Here is a 21,928-nt window from a genome sequence, read left to right on the forward strand (position 1 = left end):
TAGTCTCCAAGTCCGGTAGCCATCGGGGGGGCGAAAATCGAACTGCCTGAGGAGCGTCACAGAGATGATGAAATGCGTAGACGACGTCGACCGAGCGTTTCCGATGTATGCGGAACGCGGTGCGTTCTTCGACAGCGCTGTTTCCGCGCAGCGAAACGACTGCTTTCGTGCCGATTGACCTAAAGCACCTGCGCTATGCCGAGGCGGCGGCACACCATGGCAGCTTCCGCAAGGCGGCGGACTCGCTCGCACTCAAGCAATCCAATCTGAGCCGCCGGATCAGGCATCTAGAGGATCAACTCGGCGTTAAGCTTTTCGAGCGAACCAATGGCGGCGTGCGACCGACCTCGGCTGGGCGCGACTTCGTTCACGGAGCGCGGCGCGTCCTCCACGAGCTGGAGGTTGTGATCGATGGCGTCAAGGCGGTGGGGCGGGGCGAAGCCGGACACATCACAATCGGATTCTATACGTCGTTGTCGGCGGGCAATCTCCGCGCCACGCTTGTCGAGTATTCTCGGCGCTTTCCGCAGGTGCACATCAGCACGGTCGAAGGCTCGCGGGCACGACTGTCCGAGGGAATCGAGAACGGCAAAATCGACATCGCCATCGTTACCGGCGAGCCCGCACTGGACGGCAACCGCTCGATGATGCTGTGGAGCGAGCGCATTATCGTTGCCCTGCCTCAGGACCATCCTCTCGCCGCCAACGAGATTGTCTACTGGACTGACTTGAAGCGCGAGCGGTTCCTCTTGTGCGAGCGCGATCCCGGCCCGGAGATCTATGATATCCTTGTTGCGAAGCTGGCTTCTCCCGGCGATCTGCCTAAGGTCGTTCGGCACGATGTTAGTCTGGAGAATATCAAGAGCCTGGTCGGCGCTGGCTGCGGCGTCAGCGTGATGTGCGAAGCCTGCATGGGCGCCAACTATGCGGGCGTGGTCCATCGTGAAGCGCGCGACGGCAATGGCTCGACTCATATCGTCTATCGCGCCTATTGGAAGGGCCACGACGACAACCCTGCAGTGGAGCATTTCATCCGGCTTTTGGAGGAGCGCTGCCCGCCGGTTGCGAGCGGGAACGGGCCGCGTGGCGGAGTTTCGCGAACCCCCGATCAGTTGACATGAAGCGCGCGAGCATCGGTGCGACGAGCTTGGCGGGCTCGACGACTTTGCCGCTTTCGCGGCCAAGGATCTCCGCGTATGCGATGAGATCGCGGTGAAGAGCAGCGGACAATTCCACCGAGAGTTTCACCGGCTTGTCGTCTTCGAGCGCCCCTAGCTTGAGTTTGGCCATCGCTTAACCTCCATAGGGTTCGAGCACCAAGTCTCGCGTGACGATGACGCGAACCGGAAAGCCCGGCCGGATCGTGAGTGTCGGCGCGACGTTGAGCTGGCGGCGCACGATCTGCTGGCCGGCATCGTTGATGGTGTCCTGCCCACCGTTACGGATCGCCTGGATCAGGCGGTCGTCGTCATTAGTGGCAAGCTCGGCGCCGATGCTCAGCAGCGTGGACAGCCCCGCCGCCTTGGCCAGGTCCCACCAATGATAATCGACGCCATCCTGAAGGCCCGCATAGCCTTCAGCGTCGGCGCCGGGCTGACGCTCGAGGACGATCGAGCGGCCGTTCGGGAAGATCAGCCGATTCCAGACCAGCAGCACACGGCGTTGGCCGAACTGAACGTTGTTGTCGTACTGACCGATGATCCGCGTGCCTTGCGGCACCAGGAGGATGCGGCCTGTCGGGCTGTCGTAGATGTTCTCCGTCACCTGTGCGGTGATTTGGCCGGGAAGGTCAGAGCGTATGCCTGTGATGAGCGCAGCGGAGATGACCGCGCCCGCCTGCAGGATGTTCGGCGACGCTGGCGCGGCGACGCGATCCGGTGCGACGGTGCGCCGATCGGCCGCCGCATTGAGGAATGCGAGCTGCCGATCCTCGGCCGACGGCGTGGCAGGCTGTGGCGCTAGCCCGAGACCGGCCAAATCAGGCGCCGGCGGTGGCGCGATCGTCGCGCCGCCGGAGCCCGTCGACGCCATGGGCCGGTTCTCTGTCCCGGTGAAAAGCCTGCTGACGCGGGCGGTCTCGATCTCCTGCAGACGGCGCTGCTCCTCAGCGCTAAGGCCAGGATTGGGCTGGCTCGGCAACGGCTGGCCACGATTCTGCGCGCCCAGGATGGGTCGCCCTAGATCCCCCGGGAGCGGCGGACCAAGCTGCGGGACGCTGCTGTAGTCTCGTGGCAATCCGGCAAGGCCGTCAGCGGTCGAGCGATTGTCGGTCGAATAGAGTTCCTCGGCGGACTTGCCGCTGTCGCGTGTTTGGAGCGCATAGATGAGCGCGCCGCCAATGCCCACGCTCGCGACAAGACCGATGCCGGCAAGCACCTTGCGCGAGAGCCGCGTGACACGCGGCGCCTCACCACGGAGCCGCATCGGGTCGGCCGCGTCGCTGGCCGACCCGGTCAGCGGCGCATCGTCTTCCTCTTTCCGGGTTGCAGGATCGCTCACGACGTCGGCCTCCCGTCAGTGCGGACGATGCGAACGCGCTTCTGGCGGTCGCCGGCGCCGAAGCGTAGCTCGGCGGCCGCGAACAGGCGGTCGACGATCATGTAGTTGGCGCGGACGCGGTAATTCACGAGCTCGGAGGTGTTGCCCTCCGGACCGACCACAAACAGCGGCGGCATCTCGCCCTGACCGATGCCACGCGGAAACTCGATGAAGACCTGGCGTCCATCATCGTAGGCGCGCAGTGGCCGCCACGGCGCACGATCGCCTTCGATGGCATAGCGGAAATTGATGTTGGCGAGGTCGACGCCGGTGGCGACGGGACTGCTGGCCTCGGCCTGCGCGTTCTGGCGGCGCAGCGCGATGAGCTGATCCTGCGGATACTGCCAGGACACCGAAGCCATATAGGTGCGTTCGGTCGAGCGCAGCTCCATGTGATAGGTGCGCAGATTGGTGTTGATGATGAGATTCGTCATCAAGTCGGCGCGGGTCGGCTTGACCAGGATGTGGACTTGTTGGGTGGCGCCCGAACCGCTCACCGTGTCGCCGATGATCCACCGCACGGTGTCGCCAGCGGCGACCGGGCCGGAGCCGACCAATTGTTCGCCCGGCTGGAGGGCGATGTCGGTGATCTGGCCGACGGCGGTGTAAACCTGATAGAGCGCGCCGCCCGTATAGGGATAAACCTGCATGGCGTTGATGAAGCCGTCGCGGACGGGCTGAACGCGCGCGGCGGCATTGGCCTGGTTGACGCGCGCTGTGGGCTCGGCCGGCTCCGGCGGTCGGCGCGTCGATTCAACGGGCTGCAGTTGCCCGGGCAGTGGGAGCGGCCTCGGGATTTCGACCACGCGCACGGGCGCCGGAGGATCAGCGCTTAGCGCCGCAGGGACGGCGTTGTCGTAGGAGATCTCCGGCGGCCTGTTCGCCGTGGCGCAGCCGGCGAGCGCCGACGTGCAGAGCAAAATCGCAAGTGTGGAAGTGCGGAAAGCCGGGTCGCCGGCTTTACGGAAAGACGGTTTCATTGCCCAAGCTCCCGTGACCAGTTGATGGCGTTGACGTAGATTCCGAGCGGGTTGGCGCGCAGCCGGTCGGCGTTGCGGGGCACCTGCACGACGATGGTGAGGATGGCGGTCCAGCGGGTCGTCTCGGCGAGCTGGCCATTCTCGTACCGGCGTTCGGCCCATGCGACGCGGAAGCTGTTGGGCGAAGCCCGGATGACGCTGGAGACGTCGACGGCGACCTGCTGCCGGCCGACCTTGGTGAAGGGGTCGTTCGATCGCGCGTAGTCGTTGAGCGCCATGGCGCCGCGATCCGTCGTGAAATCGTAGGCGCGCAGCCAGTTCTGCCGAACGATGATGGCGTCGGACGGAATCGAGCGCACCTGCTCGATGAAGCGTGCGAGATGAAAGGCGATCTGGGGATCGGTCGGACGATAGTCGGCGACCGCTGGCGCCACCGCCTGCGCCTGGCCGAGCCGGTCGACCTGCACAACCCATGGCACGATCGTGCCGCGGGCCGATTGCCAGACCAGCGCCGCCGCAAAGCTGGCGGACAGGACCAAAGAACCGAAGGCCATGAGCCGCCAATTCTTCGCCTGGACGCGCGCGGCGCCGATACGCTCGTCCCAGACCTGAGCGGCGCGCTGATATGGCGTCTCGGGTTCTGGTGCTTTGCCGTAGTGAGTAGAAGGTCTTTTGAACATCAGCGATCGCCTTGGGAGAGGTTGATGGAGGAGCCGCCGCCATGGCTGTCGCCGCTGCGAACGGCGTGGGCGGCGGCCGTCACACCGTGGCTCAGGGCTTGTGAGCGCTTCATGCGCTGGGCCCAGGCCGGCGGTCCGTCAGCCGCAACGGGTGACGCAGCCTCGGCCGCGCTTCCACCGATCGTGCCCATGGTCGACGTGCCGCCGGTGGCCGCGAACGCGGATTTGGCGCCCTCGGAGAAGCTCGACTTCATGCTGTCTGCTGCCTGGGAGGCCGCGCGACGCAGGGGTGACGTGGCGGCCGCGCCAGCGGCGCGAGCAACGCCACTGAGTCCAGACCCGACGGCAGACGCGCCCGACTGGCCAGCGGCGCCGAGGCTGTAGGCCGTCGAAGCGCCACCTGCCATCGCCGCGCCACCGCGCGCGGCCGCAGCGGTTCCGGAAAGAGCGGCGCCGCCGCCGCGCAGGGCCATTCCGCCCGCCGCGCCGGCCGCGACCAGAGCCCCGCCCGCCGCGAGTCCGGTTCCGACCGCGGCGCCCGCGCCCAGCTGCGGACCGCCGGAGACGAGGCCGTTGGCGATGCCAGGACCGAAGATGCCGAGTCCGAGCAGTGACAGCGCGGCGAGCACGATCGCCATGGCCTGGTCGATCGTCGGCGTCTGGCCAGCGAAACCGGCGGTGAACTGGGAGAACAAGGTTGAGCCGATGCCGATGATGACGGCGAGGACCAGCACCTTGATGCCGCTCGAGATGACGTTGCCGAGGACGCGTTCGGCCATGAACGCGGATTTGCCGAACAGGCCGAAGGGGATCAGCACGAAGCCGGCAAGCGTCGTCAGTTTGAACTCGATCAGAGTGACGAAGAGCTGGATGGCGAGAATGAAGAAGGCAAGCAGCACCAGGGCCCAGGCGAACAGCAGGCAGGCGATCTGGATGAAGTTCTCGAAGAAGGCGATCCAGCCCATCAGGTTGGAGATCGAATCGAGCAGCGGTCGGCCGGCATCGAGGCCAGTCTGCGCAACGCGGCCGGGGCGCATGAGATCTTCGACGGTGAATCCGGTGCCTGACGCTTTCAGGCCCAGCCCCGCGAAGCTCTCGAACACGATGCGCGCGAGGCTATTCCAGTTGCCGATGATGTAGGCGAAGACGCCGACGAACAGCGTCTTCTTGACCAGGCGCGCCATGATGTCGTCGTCGGCGCCCCAACTCCAAAACAGTGCGGCCAAGGTCACGTCGATGACGATCAGCGTCGTGGCGATGAACGCCACCTCGCCGCCGAGCAGGCCAAAGCCGCTATCGATATAGCGGGTGAAGACCTCCAGGAATTGGTCGATGACGCCGGTGCCGCCCATGGATCACCGCCCGTCGTCATGCTGCGGCGATGTCCGCGCTGGTGCGGGCGTAATGCCGAGGAATCGGTCGCGGGTTTCGGCCCAGGTGCGCAGGCATTCGGCATCGCGCGCGGCGGCCTCGCCAAGCAGTTGGCACCGCCGCTGCGCCTCGCGCAGAGGATCCGTCGGCGCGTCTTCGCTTGGCCGTGACGCTTGGCCGTGCGGTTGTTCCTCGTTCCGGGTCATCTCGATCGCCGTCGCGGTGATGGCGACGGCGACGAAGACGACGGCGCCGAGGCGCGCCAGGAGCTTGCCGTCCATGACCTGATCCTCGCGAGGGGCCTTAGTTGCCATTCGGGAACATGCGGGCGTTGCCGGGCTGATAGCCGCTGCCGGGGGTCAGGAAGCGGCGGCGCTGCTCGCGACCCTGCTCGGCAGCCGCCGCGCGCTCGGCTTCGGTCAGCGCCTGGGCCCGTCCGTTCGCAGCGACGACGGCCGTGAGATCGGCGAGCTGCTGGGCCTGGAGCGCGAGGAGCTGATTGCCGGCCTGCGCCGCCTGCAAGGCGCCGGTCGCGCCCTGGCTTTGGCCGATGAGCGCCGACATCTCGGCGCGGTTGGTATCGATGTTGCCGACGACGCCGGCCTGCACCCGCATGGCGTCCTGCAAGCCGCCGACGGTGTTCTGCCAGCGCTCGCGCGCTTGCGCGACGAGCTGCTGGTCGGACGCCGACATCGACGCATTGCCGTAAGTCGATGTGAACGCCTGGTCGATTTGCTGGACGTCGTAGGCGATGCGCTGCGTCTGGCCGAGGAGCTGTTGCGTCCGCTGCACGGACTGCTGCAGGCGTTGAAGCGAGGAGTAAGGCAGGCTTGCGAGGTTGCGCGCCTGGTTGATCAGCATCGTCGCTTCGTTCTGAAGCGAGCTGATCTGGTTGTTGATCTGCTCCAGCGCGCGAGCCGCTGAGAGCACATTCTGCACGTAGTTCGTTGGATCGTAGACGATCCATTGCGCGGACGCCGGCTGGACCATCACGGGCGACATCGCCACGGGAATGGAAAGGATCGACGCGGCAAGAAGCGCCGCGCGTGAGCGACGGAAGATCATGGCTGTGTCTCCAGGTTGTTAAGGTTGGGGATGAGGTCGGCGGCCCAGGCGACGCCACGCAGCCGCAGCCAGGCCGGCAGAAAGCCCTCGCGTCCATGTTCGGCGATGACGCGTTCGATGGCGGCTTGATCGGTCTTCGAGGAAGCGGCGCACAGCGCCAGCGCCACCTCGGACAGACCGAGCTCGAAGAGCCGGTTGCCCCGCCGGGATTGGCAGTAGTAGTCGCGCTTCGGCATCGCGCGGGCGAGGATCTCGATCTGGCGGTCGTTGAGTCCGAAGCGACGGTAGATCGCGGTGATCTGCGGCTCGATCGCGCGCTCGTTCGGCAGCAGCAGCCGGGTCTGGCAGCTTTCGACAATGGCGGGCGCGATCGCCGAGCTGTCGATGTCGGAAAGCGATTGGGTGGCGAAGACGACGGAGGCGTTCTTCTTGCGCAGTGTCTTCAGCCACTCGCGGAGCTGACCAGCGAAATCCTCGTCGTCGAGCGCCAGCCAGCCTTCATCGACGATGAGCAGCGTGGGGCTGCCGTCAAGGCGGTCCTCGATGCGGTGGAAGAGATAGGCGAGCACGGCCGGTGCGGCGCCGGTGCCAATCAGGCCCTCGGTCTCGAACGCCTGCACAGAGGCTTCGCCAAGATGCTCGTTCTCGGCGTCGAGCAGCCGGCCACAGGCGCCGCCGACGCAATAGGGCCGGAGCGCCTGTTTGAGATCGTTCGATTGAAGGAGGACGGCCAGTCCGGTGAGCGTGCGTTCGCCGACGGGCGCGCTCGCCAGCGAGGTCAGCGCAGTCCAGATGTATTCCTTCACCTCCGGCTCGATCGTCACGCCCTCGCGCTGCAGGATGGCGACGATCCAATCCGCCGCCCACGCGCGTTCCGGCACGTGGTGGATGCCGGAGAGCGGTTGCAGCGACACGCTGTCGGCCACGCCCTCGGTCAAACCGCCGCCGAGATCGTGCCAGTCACCGCCCATCGCGAGCGCCGCGGCTCGGATGCTTCCCCCGAAGTCGAAGGCGAAAACCTGTGAGTTGGGATAGCGCCGGAACTGGAGCGCCATCAGCGCCAGGAGCACGGATTTGCCGGCGCCCGTCGGTCCGACGACGAGCGTGTGACCGACATCGCCGACATGAAGGGAAAACCGGAACGGGGTCGAGCCTTCGGTCCTGCCATAAAGCAAGGGGGGTTGCCCGAAATGCTCGTCCCGCTCCGGCCCCGCCCACACCGCCGACAGCGGAATCATGTGGGCGAGATTGAGCGTCGAGATCGGCGGTTGCCGGACGTTGGCGTAGACATGGCCGGGCAGCGAGCCAAGCCAGGCGTCGACGGCGTTGATCGTCTCAGCCATCGCGGTGAAGTCGCGGCCCTGAACGATCTTCTCCACCAGGCGCAGCTTCTCGGCGGCGATGCGTGGATCGGCGTCCCAGACGGCGACCGTCGCGGTGACATAGGCCTGACCGGCATAGTCGGCGCCGAGTTCCTGAAGCGCGAGATCGGCATCGGCCGCCTTGTTCGCCGCATCGGTGTCGACGAGGACCGACGCCTCGTTGGTCATCACCTCCTTCAGGATCGCCATGATGCTCTTGCGCTTGGCGAACCATTGCCGGCGGATCTTGGTGAGCAGCTTGGTGGCGTCGGTCTTGTCGAGAAGGACGGCGCGCGTCGACCAGCGATACGGGAAGGCGAGCCGGTTGAGGTCATCGAGCAGCCCGGGCGTGGTCGCGGTCGGAAAGCCGACGATGGTCAGGATGCGGAGATGCTTGTCGCCGAGGCGCGGCTCCAATCCGCCGGTGAGCGGCTGATCGGCCAGCAGCGCATCGAGATACATGGGCGTCTCGGGCACGCGCACACGATGGCGTTTGGTCGAGACGGTCGAATGAAGATAAGTCAGCGTCTCGCCGTCATCGAGCCATGCACATTCCGGCATGAAGTTCTCGACGAGCTGGAGCACGCGATCGGTGCGATCAGCGAAGCCGCGTAACGCCTCATGTGGGTCAAGACCGTTGTCGGCCTTGCCTTCATAGAGCCAGCTTTCGGCGCGGGCGGCGTCCTCGGCCGGCGGCAGGTAGACGAAGGTCAGGAAGTAGCTGGACTCGAAGTGCGAGGCGTCTTCCTCGAAATCGGCTTTGCGTTCGGCGTCGACCAGGGCGGACGCGGCCTCGGGAAAGCGGCTCGCCGGATAGGCGCCGGCGCCATGGCGCTGCGCTTCGACGAAAATCGCCCATCCCGAGCCGAGCCGGCGGAAGGCGTTGTTGAGCCGGCCGGCGACGGCGACGAGTTCGGCCGGCACCGCAGAGTCGAGGTCGGGACCGCGAAAGCGAGCGGTGCGTTGGAAGCTGCCGTCCTTGTTGAGGACGATGCCCTCGCCCGCGAGCGCGGCCCAGGGCAGGAAATCCGCGAGGCGGGTCGAGGTCCGGCGATATTCGGCGAGGTTCATCATCGGGGCCTCACGCGCTCAGATGGCCGGGGATGCGCAGGTGACGGCGCACCACGTCGACGAATTGCGGATCGCGCTTCGCCGCCCATACGGCCGCGAAATGCCCGATCGCCCAGAGCGCGAGACCGACCAGCCAGAGACGCAGGCCGAGGCCTAGCGCCGCCGCCAGCGTCCCGTTGAGGATGGCAATCGAACGCGGCGCGCCGCCGAGCAGGATGTGCTCGGTGAGCGCGCGATGGACCGGGACGGCGTAGCCCGGCACGTCGCCGGCGCTGTCGATCAGGCTCGTCATCAAACGAGCGCTCCGCCGCCGAAGGAGAAGAAGGACAGGAAGAAGCTCGACGCGGCGAAGGCGATCGACAGGCCGAAGACGATCTGGATCAGCTTCCGCGCGCCCCCTGACGTATCGCCGAAGGCGAGCGTTAGCCCTGTAATGATGATGATCATCACGGCGATGATCTTGGCCACAGGTCCCTCGATGGATTCGAGGATCGACTGCAGCGGCGCTTCCCAAGGCATGGACGAGCCGGAAGCATATGCGGCGGGCGCCAGCATCATGCTGACGACGGTGACGGACACGGCCGTCGCGATATGACGACGAATGCGCGGGGCATGGCGGATCATGCGGGGTCTCCTGAGACGGGCTGGGTTGCGGGGATGACGCGGTAGTCGCCGTCCGGCTGAAGGCCTTCGACGCGGGCGAGTTCGGCGAGGCGACGGGTCGAGCCGCGGCCGCTGAGCACCGCGACGAGATCGATGGTCTCGGCGATCAGCGCGCGCGGGACCGTGATGACGGCTTCCTGAATGAGCTGTTCGAGCCGGCGCAGCGCGCCGATCGCAGTGCCGGCGTGGATGGTGCCGATGCCGCCCGGATGACCCGTGCCCCATGCCTTCAGTAGATCCAGCGCCTCGGCGCCGCGGACTTCGCCGATTGGAATGCGATCGGGGCGCAGGCGAAGCGAGGAGCGGACGAGATCGGACAGCGATGCGACGCCGTCCTTGGTGCGCATGGCCACGAGGTTGGGCGCGGCGCATTGCAGTTCGCGGGTGTCCTCGATCAGCACGACGCGGTCGGAGGTCTTGGACACCTCGGCGAGCAGCGCGTTGGTGAGCGTCGTCTTGCCGGTCGAGGTGCCACCGGCGACGAGGATGTTGCGGCGGTCCGCGACGGCGCGACGGAGCAGTTCCGCTTGTTCAGCGGACATGATCTCGGCGGCGACGTAGTCAGCGAGCGTGAAGACGGCGACGGCAGGTTTGCGGATCGCGAACGCCGGGGCCGCGACGACAGGAGGCAGCAGGCCTTCGAACCGCTCCCCCGTCTCGGGAAGCTCGGCCGAAACCCGCGGTGAACCGGAATGAACCTCGGCGCCGACATGATGCGCGACGAGGCGGACGATGCGCTCGCCATCGGCGGGCGACAGCCGCTCTCCAGTGTCGGAGAGCCCCTCGGACAACCGGTCGATCCAGAGCCGCCCATCGGGATTGAGCATCACCTCGACGATCGACGGGTCTTCCAGAAATCCGGCGATGGCGGGGCCGAGGGCGGTGCGCAACATGCGCGCGCCTCGCAGGATCGCCTCTGATTGCTGGTGAGAAACCACAGTGTCGTCCCCGTTCTGCGCGGGACCGCAAACACGCGGCCCTGGATCGGGGATCAGTAGAAGAGGCAGAAATCAGGGCATGACAACAAGCAGAATGGGGTCGTAGTGCTCTGGCGTAGAAAGACAGGGACGCGGCGGAAATGCCGGACTCTTGCGACGCCGCGCGCGATGATTATTCCGCGCCCGGGATGCCCGACACGTCTTCGGAAATCTCCTCGCGCACCTTCGGCCCCTTGGCGAGTCGCCGACCGAGCGCGGCGACGAAGGCGTCGTACCGCTCGCCCGCCTGTGCGCGTGCGGCCGCCTGGGCAGGCTCCGGCAATGGCGGATTGGTGGTAAGCCAGTGGCGGACGAACACCGCGAGCATTTCGACGGAAATGCCGAGGTCGCGTTCCATGCGCGTCATGCGCCGATCGAGCTGATCCAGCCGCTTGGTGGTCGCCGCTTCCTGACGCTCGGCCGCGTCCGGCGAGAGGAAGGATGCAATGGCTGCTTCAGCGATCAGAGATCGCGATTGGTCGCGGCGCGCGGCATAAGCAGCCAGCGCCTTCATGATGTCTGGATCGAGATAGACCGAGAGGCGCTGCTTCTTCGGAATCTTCATGATCGCCACGCTCAGAGGTCCATCCCGTCGTTGGGATCGAGCGAGACTTGCCGCGCGACGCCCTGCATGACCTCGTTCAGCCGGCCCGCGCGGGCGGCGTCGTCATCGGCATCATCGGCGCCATCGACATCGAACTCGTTGCCGATCGGCGCCTTCTTCTCGACTGTCCTCGCCGTCGTCAGCTCGGGTTGCTGACGACGCTCCGAGCCGGTCGAGTCGTCGTCACCCGTGCCGTCCTGCGCGGCGGCTGGATCGAGCAACGGCCCCGACGGCAACGGCATGGCGCTCCAATCGTCCGGCTTTCCCGCGGCTGGCTTCGCAAGCGCCGGCGGCGGCAGGACGCGTTCCTGAAAGCGGCGGTCCTCGAAGTAGCGCGCCTTCTTCGCACGGATCGGCGGCGTGCCGGCGACCATGACGATCTCGTCGGCGGGCGGGAGCTGCATCACCTCGCCCGGCGTCAGCAGCGGGCGCGCGGTCTCCGAGCGCGACACCATCAAATGGCCGAGCCACGGGCTGAGCCGGTGTCCGGCGTAGTTGCGCATCGCGCGCATCTCGGTCGCCGTCCCGAGCGCGTCGGAAACCCGTTTGGCGGTGCGCTCGTCGTTGGTAGCGAAGCTGATCCTCACATGGCAGTTATCGAGAATGGAGTTGTTGGGGCCATAAGCCTTTTCGATCTGATTGAGCGACTGTGCGATGAGGAAGCTCTTCAGTCCGTAGCCCGCCATGAAGGCGAGCGCGGACTCGAAGAAGTCGAGCCGCCCCAGCGCGGGAAACTCGTCGAGCATGAGCAGCAGCCGATGCCGCCGCCCTTTGGCGTTGAGATCTTCTGTCAATCGGCGTCCGACCTGATTGAGGATCAGGCGGATCAGCGGCTTGGTGCGCGCTATGTCGGATGGCGGCACTACGAGATAGAGCGTCGACGGCCGCGCTCCGCCGACGATGTCGGTGATGCGCCAATCGCAGCGGCGCGTCACCTCGGCCACCACTGGATCGCGATAGAGGCCGAGGAATGACATGGCGGTCGAAAGGACGCCCGAGCGCTCGTTGTCGGATTTGTTGAGCAACTCACGCGCAGCGCTGGCGATCACCGGATGGGGTCCGGCATCGCCGAGATGCGCGGTCTTCATCATGGCCGCGAGCGTCGACTCGATCGGCCGTTTGGGATCGGACAAGAAAGCGGCGACGCCCGCCAGCGTCTTGTCCGCCTCGGCATAGAGGACGTGGAGGATCGCGCCGACCAGCAGCGCGTGGCTGGTCTTTTCCCAATGATTGCGTTTTTCCAGGCTGCCTTCCGGGTCGACCAGGATGTCGGCGATGTTCTGGACGTCGCGGACTTCCCATTCGCCGCGACGGACTTCCAGAAGCGGATTGTAGGCGGCGGACTTCGCGTTGGTCGGGTCGAACAGCAGCACACGGCCATGCCGGGCGCGAAACCCGGCGGTGAGTTGCCAGTTCTCGCCTTTGATGTCGTGGACGATCGCGGAGCCGGGCCAGGTCAGCAGCGACGGCACCACCAGGCCGACACCCTTGCCAGAGCGGGTCGGGGCGAAGCAAAGCACATGCTCAGGCCCGTCATGACGAAGATAGGCGCCGTCGAACTTGCCGAGCACCACACCATCGGGTCCAAGCAGGCCGCCCGCCCGGACTTCATCGGCGCGTGCCCAGCGCGCCGAGCCATAGGTCTCGACATTCTTGGCTTCGCGCGCACGCCAGACCGACATGCCGATGGCGACCGCGACGGCGATGAAGCCACCCGATGCCGCGATATAGGCGCCCTCGACAAAAACGTGCGGTGCATAGGCATCGTAGAAGTACCACCACCAGAAGAAGGCCGGCGGATAGTAGATTGGGAAGCCGAACACTTCGAACCATGGCCGGCCGAGCTGCGGCTGGAAGCCGAGCTGCCATGCCGTCCACTGCGTCGCGGCCCAGGTGGTGGCGAGCACAATCAGGGAGACGACAAGGATTTGGCCCCAGAGGATTTTGGTGGCCGACATAGCGGAGTCCTTTCTTGATGAGGCGCGCTGTTCACAGGCCCAGCCCCCGTTTGCGGCCGAAGCTCCAATCGATGCCGCCGTCGTTTCGGGCGAGGCCGGAGACATGACGGCCGAGCTGCTTTTCGAGTGAGGGCGACCAGGGCACGAGCTGGAAGCCAAGGCCGTCATCGATCATCGCGAAGCGGCCGGAGGCGAGCGCGATGCGCCGCTGGTAGGCGCCAGCGACGTATTCCCCCGCCGCGGCCTTATTGAACGGGCGGCCGCTCTCTACAGCGAGCTTGGCGCCCACGGCGTCCAGCTCGCGCCGGCGCAGCGTCTCGATCAGGTTGCGGCTGAAGCTGACGCCGCGGTTCTGACGTTCAGCCAGACCTTGCCCGATCAGGTGTTCGGCGCGCCGGTCCAGGGCTTCGCGCACTTCCGCGCCGAAGCCCCCGCCGCCGAGCGCAACCGGCTCGCGGGCGATCGCCTGTCGATCAAGCCAAGTCGCACCTTTCGCCGTGATCTGCTGCTCGATGGCGAGGTCTGACCGGACTGCCATCGCGACCCGACGCTGCCCCTTCGCGTCGTCGAACCTACGCAGTTCGACGATGGAGCCGGGCGCGCTGTCGCCGGCGGCGTCGAGGTCGGGCAGCTTAATGTGATGGGTGCGGCCGTCCGTGCCGTCGACCACGGCATAGGCCGTACCTTTCAGCTCATCGTCGAGACCGCGGGCGACCAGCCGGCCGACGACGGGATCGTCCAGGCTTTCCCCGGCGAGCACATAGTTGGACGCACCGCGCTCGATGCCGTGTTCGGTCAGGCCGCGATGGATGCGCTTAATGATGTCGCCGCGTTCACCGAGCTGGCGCAGCGTCGTCTCGGCGTTCTCCGAAATCGCCCACTGGCCGGGACCGATCTGATCGGCAAGGCCGAGGGACTCAAGCTTTCGCAGGCGTCCAACTTTGAGCGCATGAAATTCGTCGGGCTGGCGGTCGGGCCGCGGCGCGAGGTCGACGACGCCGGTGCGGTAGCTGTCGCGGGCGAGCTGCCGATCAAGATTGGTCCAGCGCTCCGTGTCGATTTGGCGCTCGAGCGTGCGGCGGATTTCATGATCGGTGCGCGGTCCGAGTTCTTGGGTGATCAGATCCCGCGCCCGATCCCGCATCCCCTCCTTGATGTAGTCGCGGGAGACGACGAGGTTCTCGCCATCCTCGCGCACGCCGCGGACGATCAGGTGGACGTGGGGATGCTCGGTGTTCCAATGGTCGACGGCGACCCAATCGAGCTTGGTGCCGAGGTCTTTCTCCATCTGCCCGATGAGATCGCGCGCGAAGGTCTTGAGGTCCGCCATTTCGACGGCGTCGTCAGGCGATACGATGAACCGGAAATGATGCCGGTCATTCTCGCACCGCTCCGCGAAGGCCCTCGGGTCAGCGTCATCGGCGCCGGGGCCGAACAAAAGGGCCTTCTCTCCGTCTCGGGTGACGCCCTCGCGGCGCAGATAGTTCAGGTGGGTTGCGAGCGGCGCGTTGCGTCCGCCGTAGCGGACCACACGCGCCTTGACGACGGCGCCGCGGGAACGGGAGGTGATGAGCCGGTTGGCCTGCACTGACGCGCGCTGACCCCGGCCGAACCGGGAGCGGTGGCCGGGTCCGATCGCCCCTTTCCGGGAGACCGATCCGCCCGCGCGTTGGGCGGCGGCGAGCGCCTGCGCGATGAACGGGCGGGCTCGCTGCGCGCCGGTAGAGCGGATGCGCCCTGGCCGGATGCGGAAATCGTTCTCGTCGGTCATGGTCGCGCGCCCGCACATCGCGCGATGGCGCTGATTTGCTTATGAAATCGCCGAAGCCGCAGGCTGCGCCGAGCAAGCGCACCTCGCGAAATCGCTGCGTAAGTCCTTGAAAAAGCACACCCGAACCAAGGCGCACATCGCGCCCCTTTATCCTGCCATCGTGCGGTTGTGTTGCCCTGCTTCCCCCTCCACGCACTCCATGATGCGCTGGAACCCGCCAGACCACGATCCGGGTGAAGCGCCGTCATCGCGCGCCTCCGCGATCCGAGCGCGCGACGAACAGGCCCGAGGATTGCGGCGCGACTGCGGGAGTCTCGCGCGCCGGAGTTGCTGCCGAGGCGTCGTCCGGAGGGCTTTCCGTCTGCGCTGGATCGACAGCGGTCATGCCGCCAGCAGGCGTGATGAACAACGGCGCGCGAGTCCAGGAGCGCGGATCGGCTGCGGCGACGGTGATTGCACCGGGGAGGTCACCGCCGCCGAAGGAAGGGAGCAACGCAGCCACATAGGCGCGGGTCTCGGCCGGCAACGGGCGGCCCGCGAGATGCTCTTCGTAGCGCCCTGGTCCCGCATTGTAGGCCGCAAGAAAACCCGGCGAGCCGTAGCGATCATACATCTCGCGCAAGTACGCGGCGCCGGCCAGGACGTTGTCGCGCGGATCGTACGGATCACGCCCAAGCCTATGGCGGACGCGCAGCTCCGCCCAGGTATCCGGCATGATCTGCATCAGGCCCATCGCGCCGGCAGAGGAGATCGCACGCACATCGCCAGCGCTTTCCGCGTGCATGACGGCGCGAATCCACGCAGCCGGGATGCCGAAACGCTGTGCGGCCTCCTCAATGTAGGCCGCGAACGGATGGGCCGGCACCGTGCGCGTGGCCGGTACATTCTGCGCGTTCGCTGTGGCGCTGAGCGGCACGGCGAGGAGCAGGCCGGAAAGGAGAAGGAAGGCTGTCAGTCGGACGGCGTTTGGCCGCCCGACGACAGTTTGGTGGCGCGGGCCAGACATCGTTCAGTCCCGCTCGCCGCGCTTGGGCGGACGATTCCAGTGCAGGTTCCAGGCGGATTTGTCCTCGGTCGATTGGAACAGGTTCGCGCGGATCGGCTGGGCCAACGTGGGATCATCGATCTGCACGGAGACATAATCGCCTGCCTTTTCACCGGTCCGCTTCCATCCGGCGCCGATCTCGGGTCCATCGTCGTTGCCGTGGTGAACACGATAGTCTGGCGCATTCTCGGCATCGGTGTGCTCAGCGGGGATGAGCACGATTTCAGCGGCCAGCGAGAGCGTGCGGATGTGTCCGGCGTAGCCATTCTTTGTGCGCTTGAATTCGCCGATCTGCGGCATGAGAAGACTCCTTTGCTATGCGGTGAGGTCGGGTAAGCGCGTCGTTCACCGCGTCGCGGCGCGCCATTCGAAGCGGCCGCTACCGTCTTCATCGGTCCACACGGGTGTTGCGCGGCCGATGATCGAGCGGGTGGAAATCGGACCGAAGTAGCGACCGTCGAGGCTGTCCTCGACGGACCAGTTCATGAGGAATATCTCGCCGTCGGCGATGCGCCGGCAGCCCTGCCAGACGGGCAGATCGCGGCCGAGACGGTCGCGCGTCAGCGCTGCGCCTATGGCGATGCCGTCGACGGTGACGAGTGCGCCGGTGCGACAGACCTGCTGCCCGGGAAGGGCGGCGACGCGTTTCATGAGCGGGACGCCGCGCGGTGCGTAGCCACGCTCAGCGAGTAACGATGCGAGCGGCTCCGGGGCTTCGACGGCGACGAGGTCCGTCACTTCAAGGCGTGGCGACCGCTCGAGCGAATAGAGTCCGATAGGCGTGCTGGCGGACGCGTTCCAGATCAGCCGAGGCGTGATGTGGATGAACGACAGGCCGCCGATCAGCATCACGGTGAAGTACGTCGTCATGACGTAGCCGAAGCGGGTCATGGCGCGACCTTCCGGCGCAGAAGGATGGCCCGGTGCTGCTCGATCGTGTACCTGCGCGGCTCTTGGCCGGCAGCAAGACGATTGTGAACGTGCCGCCAATGATGCGGCGTGACCTCGGCGGGATTGATGCCGATCGCCTCGATGGCGTCGATGATTTGAAGGACCCGGTCGACCTTTGGCCAGCTCTCCACCTTCAGCAGAATGTCGCCGCCGGGGCGCACGAAGGGGAGCGTCTGATAGGGTTCGCCCGGCGAGATCGCGCGCACGATGTCGATGCGTGAGATGATCGTCCCGAAGTCGTTGGCCGCCCAACGGACGAAGGCGAAAACGCTATGCGGTGGGAAGCTGACGACGCGCCGACGGCGGTCGAGAATCTGTTCGTGGACGTCCTGGCCGAACCTGATCCAGTATTCGACCTTCTTCTCAAGCCAGGTCAGCTCGACGTGGGTCAGACCAACCACAGTCGGTGTCGCCGCGCGACGCAGGTCAGGGGCGCCGTTCATAGCGTACCTCCTTCGGCTGGAGGAAATTCGCGGGTGAGGAGTTCGCGCAGCATGTCGGCGACGGTGACGCCGCGCTGAAACGCGGCGATCTTGATCTGGCCGCGCATGTCGGGCGTGACGTCGATGGTGAGGCGCGCCGTGAACGCAGCGCCGCCGCCACTCCGCACGGGGCGCGGATCTGAGGCTTTGATCCAGCTCTCGGAATTGGCGGAACGTGCAGTGAAGGCATGTTTGTGGGATCGCTCTGTCATGGCGCGATCCTCCCGAGCTCGGCGCACAGCGCGGTGATTTCGCGCGCTGCCGGGCCGTGCCCGGTGATCTCGGAGACGAGGCGGCCGGAACGTGCCGCGTCGGCGAAGGTGACGCGCTGGCCGATGGTGCTGGTGAGTACCGGCGGATCGTGATCGGCGAGCGTCTCGGCCGTCTCGCGCGCGATGACGGTTAGCGCTCCGCAGCGATTCAGCACGAAGCGGGCGGCGAGCTGAGGGCGGTAGATCCGCGCCTCGCCGAGCAGCGAGAGCATCTCCGCGGACGCCCAGCCATCGAAAGGCGATGGCTGTACGGGGATCAGCACCAGGTCGGCGGCAAGCAGCGCGGACCGCATCAAGCTGGCGACACGCGGCGGCCCGTCGATCACCACATGGTCGGCGCTTCGCGCCAGTTCCGGCGCTTCGCTATGAAGCGTATCGCGCGCCAAACCGACGACACCAGACAGGCGTTCGCGGCCTTCGCGCGCTCGCTGCTGCGACCAGTCGAGCGCCGAGCTTTGGGGATCGGCGTCGATGAGTACGACGCGCTTTCCTCGCCGAGCCCATTCGCCGGCGAGATGAAGCGCGAGCGTCGTCTTGCCGACGCCACCCTTCTGGTTGAGCAGCGCGACGATCACGACGCGCCGCCGCCGCGTCGCGCGGCGGGTCCTTGGGAGAGCCTGGCGTGCGGCTTGGCGGGATGGACAACGTCATGGCCTGGATCGGATGTGGACAGCCGCGTGCCACGATCCGCCCAGGCCTGGAGGTCGTCGAGGGCGTAGACGATGCGGCCGCCGAGCTTGCGATAGACCGGTCCGGTGCCATAGGTGCGATGTTTCTCGAGCGTGCGACCCGACAGGCCGAGGAACCGCGCTGCCTCGGGCGTGCGCAGATAGCGTGGCGGTGGGTCGAGTCGCGCTGCTGACATGGTCTCCTCCGGAGCTGCGACCGCGCCGTCGGCGTGCGGTGGCGAAGCAGCGATCACGATGGCGAACCACCGGCGTCCGGGTGGATGACGGAGTGAGACCCCTCCGTGCGCGTACCCCAGGGAATGCGGGTCAGCGGCCTGCAAGCAGGCGGAGATAGCCGCCGTGCATCATCGTCTGCCCATCCTTGACCAAGCGGATCGTCTGGGCGCGGATGGACGACGTTTTCCATTCGGTGGCGGACTGCTGGTGCGACTCGAACAGAACGCCGGCGATTTCGCGGTACGTGGCGCCTGAGGATCGGCCGTCCAGCGCGCGCACCATGCGCACCAGCCGTTGACGGTGACGCGGCGTGAGCGCGAGCGCGCGCGGCAGCGGGCCGGCGGCGCGTCCGAATAGACGGCGCTGGAATCGCAGCGCCGCTTCGGCGCGGATGTGGAAGTTGTCGTCGAGCGGCAGCAACACGGCGAGCGGCTGAGCGGGGTCGATGGCGCAGGCGACCAGATGATGATCACCGTCGGGATCGGTTAGTAGGATCGCAGGTCCACTGCCTGGCTGCGTGTGCAGCATGGCGTGGGTCAGGTCGAGTTGTTCGAGCCGTCGCGCCGTTCGAAACACTGCCGGCGCAGCTTCAAGCAACAGCACGCTGGGGATTAGTTCGGGCCGCCAATAAATCGCGGTCTCATGAGCGGAGAGGTCGGGGTTGAGCAGGAAAGCGTAACCCCCATTGCGGGGGAGCGCTCCTTTGCGAAGCGTCTAGCCGACTCGTCGGCGCGCTCCGCAAGCGATCGTACTCGCTGCGATAGTCGGGATTCCGCCGTAGAAACTCCCACGCGAACCCTTGACGCTCCAGCCGGTTCAACGCGCGTTCGGTTGTCTGCAATCGCCAGTCCGGCGGCTCGGCCATACGCGTCTCCTCGTTCGCGCTCTGAGTGGCCCCCTGCACGCCAAGCGTCGCCGCCGACAAGGCGCGGCGGAAGTCCCCAAAACTGCGCGGCGCGATGCCCGCACAACCGGGGGGAGTGTCCTGCTTTATGACACGCGAGGGCGGAGGAGCTCGCGATAACCCGTGGTGGTCATCCAGCGGGCGCGGGCGAGATGGCTATCATGAACCATTCGGGCGCGGCCGGGATCACGATCGGGATCGAGCCCGAAAAGAATCTGCACCGCCTCACGCCAGTCGGCGCCCTCGGCGGCGGCGTCCAGGAGGCGAATATAGAGAGCAAGATGGTCTTCGTCGTAGCCGGTCAGGCGATCCCCATCAGGCGGACGATCCTGGAAAGCAATGACGGTCATTGGCGCGCCCATCTTCTTTGGTTAATTGATCGTATCCGCATCGCCAATGCAAACCAGACCGAGAGCTGAAATTTCCTGATGCTTCTCAAGCATCGCGCGGTCCCACTGGCGGCATCGCACGCTGGCCTCACGGCCGTGTATTATAACACGTAGCGCTATAATGCACGATTGCCTCCTATCCTGCGGATGGACATTCGCAGAATTTTTGGAGCCAACGTCAGGAGGTATCGCGTCGCGGCCGGTCTGAGCCAGGAGGCGGTCGCAGTGAAAATGGGTGTGGACCGCGCCTATGTGAGCGGCATGGAGCGGGGCCAGCAGAATGTCACGCTGTTGACGATGTGGCATTTGTCGGAAGCGTTGGGCGTAAGACCTGCCGACCTTCTCGATGAGGCGGTGGAGGACGCTGAGACGTGAGTCTTGGCGAGTCGGGTCTGCGACCCGCTAGCGCACGCCGCCCGCGAACCGGATCGGCGGTACGTGCAAAGCCGTCAAACCGCCGACGCAAAGCCGACAATCCACAAAGCCGGATCGCCGAGTATTGAAAGGCTTGCCCCGCCCGAGAATCGGGCGGGGCGTCCTGAGCCGGTCAATCCGCGTTGCGGCGGCTGGGGCGGGACCAGATGAGGCTGTAGCCGTCGCCGCCCTCGTCGTCGAAGAGGTTGGCGAAGATCGGGGCGGTAAAGCTCGGATCGTCGAGCTTGAGGCCCAGATAGTCGCGGCCTTCGTTCGAGCGCTTGGACCAGGCGGCGCCGATCTCGGCGCGGCCGACGAAGACGCGGTGGCTGGGAGCGTTCTCGGCAGAGCGGCTGGTCTCCGGGACGATGCGGACGTTCCTGGCCTGGACCGAGAGGGTGACGATTTCGCCGACATATTCGTTGGTGCCGGTCTTCTTGAAGGTGCCGATGGTCGCCATGATAGTTCTCCTTGAACTCTGTTCCGAGCCCGCACCATTGCGGCCTCGATGGCGATCGGCAGGCCGAAGGCGATCGACGCGGCATCGCTTGCGACCGCAGCGCAGCGGAGGATGGCTGCCAGGCGACTTTGTTGTTTCGCGAGGAATGACGGCGCAGCCGGCAGGGGAAGAAAGTCGATCGGCGCCATTGCCGCATAGGCGATCGAGGCGTAGCCGGCCTTCGGCCAGATCAGCCCATTGAAGAGGCCGTTTTGGAGCGGTCGGTTAGACAGAGATTTTGATCAAGGAGAACGTGGCGAGTGCGGCGCTGCCGTCACGATCCCGGCAACAACGGAGTCAGCGATTCCACAGAGCCAGTCCAGGCTTGACCGCATCTCGATGCCGACACCGCTCTGGCAAGAAAGCCAGCGCACCGATGTTTTGATCGCGTGACTGAACGGCGTCTCGCTGCTCCAGCGTAAGACTGCGATGACGGGACACGGGTTGGCCGAAGCTAAGGTCTGAGCGCCGACCGCCATCTCGGGGTTTCGATGACGAGGACGGCGCGGTGAAGATCGGCCGATGGTCCCGCCTCTGCTGCTGTTAGCGTTAGGCGCGCGCCAAGCCCCGCCCCGACGGTCGGGGCGCTGCCACGGCCGTCACCCGGACGAACGCGGTGACGCCGACCGCAATTGCGCCGATGACGGAAAAGATGATCTGCCACGTGTCGGATGGCATCGTGTGCTTCACGATGCCATGGGTGGCGTGATAGCCGGCGAGAGCGGCGGGCGCGACAAAGACCATCGCGATCGCAAGGCGCAGCCAGAGCGGCCGCGCGAAGGCGAGCATGAGCTGGCTGATGCCGAGCGTCAGCGCGGCGGCGATAAGGCCGACGATGATCCCGCCGGTCCAGCCCGCACCGGTCTGATAAGCCCAAGTGCCAGCGGCGGCGCCGGCGAAGACGGGCAGCGCGAATACGGCGAGCGTGAACAGCAGCCAGCAGAGGACGCCGATGGCTGCGATGCTAGCGAGAATGCCGATAAAGATCATGGTGGCGGTCTCCGTGAGAAAAGGTCTGACGGTCGCGC

At 66.2% G+C, this 21,928-nt stretch carries 28 protein-coding genes; 2 read left to right on the forward strand and 26 right to left on the reverse strand.

Going from position 1 to position 21,928, the window contains the following annotated elements:
• Nucleotides 1-107 precede the first annotated feature (107 nt).
• The gene (locus RUR49_RS02665) at nucleotides 108-1,121 is read left to right on the forward strand and encodes a LysR family transcriptional regulator (protein WP_024924688.1); all 1,014 of its coding nucleotides are present in this window, start codon (nucleotides 108-110) and stop codon (nucleotides 1,119-1,121) included.
• On the opposite strand, the gene RUR49_RS02670 is transcribed toward RUR49_RS02665, so the two are convergent.
• The 24 genes from RUR49_RS02670 to RUR49_RS02785 all read right to left on the reverse strand — a co-directional run bounded on the left by RUR49_RS02670 (nucleotide 1,030) and on the right by RUR49_RS02785 (nucleotide 19,960).
• Nucleotides 1,030-1,290 carry a DUF2274 domain-containing protein gene (locus tag RUR49_RS02670; RefSeq protein WP_081766895.1) on the reverse strand — a complete coding sequence of 87 codons (261 nt, stop codon included), beginning with the start codon at nucleotides 1,288-1,290 and terminating at the stop codon, nucleotides 1,030-1,032. The genes RUR49_RS02665 and RUR49_RS02670 overlap by 92 nt on opposite strands.
• A 3-nt stretch (nucleotides 1,291-1,293) precedes the next feature.
• Nucleotides 1,294-2,499 (reverse strand): TrbI/VirB10 family protein, encoded by a 1,206-nt coding sequence (locus tag RUR49_RS02675; protein ID WP_024924689.1) that lies wholly within the window; start codon nucleotides 2,497-2,499, stop codon nucleotides 1,294-1,296.
• The gene (gene trbG / locus RUR49_RS02680) at nucleotides 2,496-3,518 is read right to left on the reverse strand and encodes a P-type conjugative transfer protein TrbG (RefSeq protein WP_024924690.1); all 1,023 of its coding nucleotides are present in this window, start codon (nucleotides 3,516-3,518) and stop codon (nucleotides 2,496-2,498) included. Before trbG ends, RUR49_RS02675 begins: the two co-directional genes overlap by 4 nt.
• On the reverse strand, nucleotides 3,515-4,198 hold the full coding sequence (gene trbF / locus RUR49_RS02685; RefSeq protein WP_024924691.1) for a conjugal transfer protein TrbF: 684 nt from the start codon (nucleotides 4,196-4,198) through the stop codon (nucleotides 3,515-3,517). The genes trbG and trbF overlap by 4 nt, the downstream gene beginning before the upstream one ends.
• Nucleotides 4,198-5,550: a P-type conjugative transfer protein TrbL gene (trbL, locus tag RUR49_RS02690; protein WP_024924692.1), complete on the reverse strand. Its 1,353-nt coding sequence runs from the start codon at nucleotides 5,548-5,550 to the stop codon at nucleotides 4,198-4,200. The genes trbF and trbL overlap by 1 nt, the downstream gene beginning before the upstream one ends.
• Nucleotides 5,551-5,553: 3 nt before the next feature.
• Nucleotides 5,554-5,850, reverse strand: a complete 297-nt coding sequence (gene trbK-alt, locus RUR49_RS02695) for a putative entry exclusion protein TrbK-alt (RefSeq protein ID WP_024924693.1) — start codon at nucleotides 5,848-5,850, stop codon at nucleotides 5,554-5,556.
• 22 nt (nucleotides 5,851-5,872) lie between these two features.
• Nucleotides 5,873-6,634 carry a P-type conjugative transfer protein TrbJ gene (gene trbJ / locus RUR49_RS02700; protein WP_024924694.1) on the reverse strand — a complete coding sequence of 254 codons (762 nt, stop codon included), beginning with the start codon at nucleotides 6,632-6,634 and terminating at the stop codon, nucleotides 5,873-5,875.
• A complete protein-coding gene (trbE, locus tag RUR49_RS02705) occupies nucleotides 6,631-9,069 on the reverse strand; it encodes a conjugal transfer protein TrbE (RefSeq protein WP_024924695.1) in 2,439 nt (812 codons plus the stop codon). The genes trbJ and trbE overlap by 4 nt, the downstream gene beginning before the upstream one ends.
• A 7-nt stretch (nucleotides 9,070-9,076) precedes the next feature.
• Entirely contained in the window at nucleotides 9,077-9,358 is a 282-nt protein-coding gene (locus RUR49_RS02710) for a VirB3 family type IV secretion system protein (protein WP_024924696.1), read from the reverse strand.
• Complete coding sequence (locus RUR49_RS02715; protein WP_024924697.1) at nucleotides 9,358-9,690, reverse strand: TrbC/VirB2 family protein; 333 nt, start codon at nucleotides 9,688-9,690, stop codon at nucleotides 9,358-9,360. The genes RUR49_RS02710 and RUR49_RS02715 overlap by 1 nt, the downstream gene beginning before the upstream one ends.
• Nucleotides 9,687-10,622: a P-type conjugative transfer ATPase TrbB gene (gene trbB / locus RUR49_RS02720; RefSeq protein ID WP_024924698.1), complete on the reverse strand. Its 936-nt coding sequence runs from the start codon at nucleotides 10,620-10,622 to the stop codon at nucleotides 9,687-9,689. Before trbB ends, RUR49_RS02715 begins: the two co-directional genes overlap by 4 nt.
• 217 nt (nucleotides 10,623-10,839) lie before the next feature.
• Nucleotides 10,840-11,274 carry a CopG family ribbon-helix-helix protein gene (locus tag RUR49_RS02725; protein ID WP_024924699.1) on the reverse strand — a complete coding sequence of 145 codons (435 nt, stop codon included), beginning with the start codon at nucleotides 11,272-11,274 and terminating at the stop codon, nucleotides 10,840-10,842.
• A gap of 8 nt (nucleotides 11,275-11,282) precedes the next feature.
• Nucleotides 11,283-13,268, reverse strand: coding sequence for a conjugal transfer protein TraG (locus RUR49_RS02730; protein ID WP_024924700.1), 1,986 nt, complete (start codon nucleotides 13,266-13,268; stop codon nucleotides 11,283-11,285).
• A 31-nt stretch (nucleotides 13,269-13,299) separates the two neighbouring features.
• Nucleotides 13,300-15,039, reverse strand: a complete 1,740-nt coding sequence (locus tag RUR49_RS02735; protein WP_024924701.1) for a VirD2 family relaxase/mobilization nuclease — start codon at nucleotides 15,037-15,039, stop codon at nucleotides 13,300-13,302.
• 244 nt (nucleotides 15,040-15,283) lie between these two features.
• Nucleotides 15,284-16,045, reverse strand: a complete 762-nt coding sequence (locus RUR49_RS02740; protein WP_024924702.1) for a lytic transglycosylase domain-containing protein — start codon at nucleotides 16,043-16,045, stop codon at nucleotides 15,284-15,286.
• 3 nt (nucleotides 16,046-16,048) lie between these two features.
• On the reverse strand, nucleotides 16,049-16,384 hold the full coding sequence (locus RUR49_RS02745) for a DUF736 domain-containing protein (RefSeq protein WP_024924703.1): 336 nt from the start codon (nucleotides 16,382-16,384) through the stop codon (nucleotides 16,049-16,051).
• A gap of 45 nt (nucleotides 16,385-16,429) precedes the next feature.
• Entirely contained in the window at nucleotides 16,430-16,975 is a 546-nt protein-coding gene (locus tag RUR49_RS02750) for a S26 family signal peptidase (protein WP_024924704.1), read from the reverse strand.
• On the reverse strand, nucleotides 16,972-17,478 hold the full coding sequence (locus tag RUR49_RS02755; protein ID WP_024924705.1) for a DUF2840 domain-containing protein: 507 nt from the start codon (nucleotides 17,476-17,478) through the stop codon (nucleotides 16,972-16,974). Before RUR49_RS02755 ends, RUR49_RS02750 begins: the two co-directional genes overlap by 4 nt.
• On the reverse strand, nucleotides 17,475-17,729 hold the full coding sequence (locus RUR49_RS02760; RefSeq protein ID WP_024924706.1) for a hypothetical protein: 255 nt from the start codon (nucleotides 17,727-17,729) through the stop codon (nucleotides 17,475-17,477). The genes RUR49_RS02755 and RUR49_RS02760 overlap by 4 nt, the downstream gene beginning before the upstream one ends.
• Nucleotides 17,726-18,364, reverse strand: coding sequence for a ParA family partition ATPase (parA, locus tag RUR49_RS02765; RefSeq protein ID WP_024924707.1), 639 nt, complete (start codon nucleotides 18,362-18,364; stop codon nucleotides 17,726-17,728). Before parA ends, RUR49_RS02760 begins: the two co-directional genes overlap by 4 nt.
• Nucleotides 18,361-18,654 (reverse strand): AlpA family transcriptional regulator, encoded by a 294-nt coding sequence (locus RUR49_RS02770; RefSeq protein WP_024924708.1) that lies wholly within the window; start codon nucleotides 18,652-18,654, stop codon nucleotides 18,361-18,363. Before RUR49_RS02770 ends, parA begins: the two co-directional genes overlap by 4 nt.
• Nucleotides 18,655-18,784: 130 nt before the next feature.
• The gene (locus tag RUR49_RS02775) at nucleotides 18,785-19,297 is read right to left on the reverse strand and encodes a DUF2285 domain-containing protein (protein WP_024924709.1); all 513 of its coding nucleotides are present in this window, start codon (nucleotides 19,295-19,297) and stop codon (nucleotides 18,785-18,787) included.
• Nucleotides 19,298-19,334: 37 nt separating this feature from the next.
• The gene (locus RUR49_RS02780; protein ID WP_081766901.1) at nucleotides 19,335-19,559 is read right to left on the reverse strand and encodes a transcriptional regulator domain-containing protein; all 225 of its coding nucleotides are present in this window, start codon (nucleotides 19,557-19,559) and stop codon (nucleotides 19,335-19,337) included.
• Nucleotides 19,560-19,684: 125 nt separating this feature from the next.
• Complete coding sequence (locus tag RUR49_RS02785) at nucleotides 19,685-19,960, reverse strand: DNA -binding domain-containing protein (protein ID WP_152545615.1); 276 nt, start codon at nucleotides 19,958-19,960, stop codon at nucleotides 19,685-19,687.
• Between the two features lie 174 nt (nucleotides 19,961-20,134).
• Between RUR49_RS02785 and RUR49_RS02790 the strand changes: the two genes are divergently transcribed.
• Entirely contained in the window at nucleotides 20,135-20,362 is a 228-nt protein-coding gene (locus RUR49_RS02790) for a helix-turn-helix domain-containing protein (protein WP_024924711.1), read from the forward strand.
• A gap of 172 nt (nucleotides 20,363-20,534) precedes the next feature.
• Here the strand turns inward: RUR49_RS02790 and RUR49_RS02795 are convergent, their stop codons facing one another.
• Both RUR49_RS02795 and RUR49_RS02800 read right to left on the reverse strand, forming a co-directional pair.
• Nucleotides 20,535-20,861, reverse strand: coding sequence for a DUF736 domain-containing protein (locus RUR49_RS02795; protein WP_024924712.1), 327 nt, complete (start codon nucleotides 20,859-20,861; stop codon nucleotides 20,535-20,537).
• Nucleotides 20,862-21,449: 588 nt separating this feature from the next.
• Complete coding sequence (locus RUR49_RS02800) at nucleotides 21,450-21,890, reverse strand: hypothetical protein (RefSeq protein WP_024924713.1); 441 nt, start codon at nucleotides 21,888-21,890, stop codon at nucleotides 21,450-21,452.
• Nucleotides 21,891-21,928 lie beyond the last annotated feature (38 nt).

Origin of the sequence: Pseudoxanthobacter sp. M-2 (assembly GCF_046156265.1) — a bacterium.
Lineage (GTDB): Bacteria > Pseudomonadota > Alphaproteobacteria > Rhizobiales > Segnochrobactraceae > CAMDHY01.

Bases quoted from the DNA above. Each gene is read 5' to 3' on its own strand.
- RUR49_RS02665 (WP_024924688.1), top strand. From the start codon at position 108: ATGCGGAACGCGGTGCGTTCTTCGACAGCGCTGTTTCCGCGCAGCGAA.
- RUR49_RS02670 (WP_081766895.1), bottom strand. From the start codon at position 1,290: ATGGCCAAACTCAAGCTAGGGGCGCTCGAAGACGACAAGCCGGTGAAA.
- trbG (WP_024924690.1), bottom strand. From the start codon at position 3,518: ATGAAACCGTCTTTCCGTAAAGCCGGCGACCCGGCTTTCCGCACTTCC.
- trbF (WP_024924691.1), bottom strand. From the start codon at position 4,198: ATGTTCAAAAGACCTTCTACTCACTACGGCAAAGCACCAGAACCCGAG.
- trbL (WP_024924692.1), bottom strand. From the start codon at position 5,550: ATGGGCGGCACCGGCGTCATCGACCAATTCCTGGAGGTCTTCACCCGC.
- trbK-alt (WP_024924693.1), bottom strand. From the start codon at position 5,850: ATGGACGGCAAGCTCCTGGCGCGCCTCGGCGCCGTCGTCTTCGTCGCC.
- trbJ (WP_024924694.1), bottom strand. From the start codon at position 6,634: ATGATCTTCCGTCGCTCACGCGCGGCGCTTCTTGCCGCGTCGATCCTT.
- trbE (WP_024924695.1), bottom strand. From the start codon at position 9,069: ATGATGAACCTCGCCGAATATCGCCGGACCTCGACCCGCCTCGCGGAT.
- RUR49_RS02710 (WP_024924696.1), bottom strand. From the start codon at position 9,358: ATGACGAGCCTGATCGACAGCGCCGGCGACGTGCCGGGCTACGCCGTC.
- RUR49_RS02715 (WP_024924697.1), bottom strand. From the start codon at position 9,690: ATGATCCGCCATGCCCCGCGCATTCGTCGTCATATCGCGACGGCCGTG.
- trbB (WP_024924698.1), bottom strand. From the start codon at position 10,622: ATGTTGCGCACCGCCCTCGGCCCCGCCATCGCCGGATTTCTGGAAGAC.
- RUR49_RS02730 (WP_024924700.1), bottom strand. From the start codon at position 13,268: ATGTCGGCCACCAAAATCCTCTGGGGCCAAATCCTTGTCGTCTCCCTG.
- RUR49_RS02735 (WP_024924701.1), bottom strand. From the start codon at position 15,039: ATGACCGACGAGAACGATTTCCGCATCCGGCCAGGGCGCATCCGCTCT.
- RUR49_RS02740 (WP_024924702.1), bottom strand. From the start codon at position 16,045: ATGTCTGGCCCGCGCCACCAAACTGTCGTCGGGCGGCCAAACGCCGTC.
- RUR49_RS02745 (WP_024924703.1), bottom strand. From the start codon at position 16,384: ATGCCGCAGATCGGCGAATTCAAGCGCACAAAGAATGGCTACGCCGGA.
- RUR49_RS02750 (WP_024924704.1), bottom strand. From the start codon at position 16,975: ATGACCCGCTTCGGCTACGTCATGACGACGTACTTCACCGTGATGCTG.
- RUR49_RS02755 (WP_024924705.1), bottom strand. From the start codon at position 17,478: ATGAACGGCGCCCCTGACCTGCGTCGCGCGGCGACACCGACTGTGGTT.
- RUR49_RS02760 (WP_024924706.1), bottom strand. From the start codon at position 17,729: ATGACAGAGCGATCCCACAAACATGCCTTCACTGCACGTTCCGCCAAT.
- RUR49_RS02770 (WP_024924708.1), bottom strand. From the start codon at position 18,654: ATGTCAGCAGCGCGACTCGACCCACCGCCACGCTATCTGCGCACGCCC.
- RUR49_RS02780 (WP_081766901.1), bottom strand. From the start codon at position 19,559: ATGGCCGAGCCGCCGGACTGGCGATTGCAGACAACCGAACGCGCGTTG.
- RUR49_RS02785 (WP_152545615.1), bottom strand. From the start codon at position 19,960: ATGGGCGCGCCAATGACCGTCATTGCTTTCCAGGATCGTCCGCCTGAT.
- RUR49_RS02790 (WP_024924711.1), top strand. From the start codon at position 20,135: ATGGACATTCGCAGAATTTTTGGAGCCAACGTCAGGAGGTATCGCGTC.
- RUR49_RS02795 (WP_024924712.1), bottom strand. From the start codon at position 20,861: ATGGCGACCATCGGCACCTTCAAGAAGACCGGCACCAACGAATATGTC.
- RUR49_RS02800 (WP_024924713.1), bottom strand. From the start codon at position 21,890: ATGATCTTTATCGGCATTCTCGCTAGCATCGCAGCCATCGGCGTCCTC.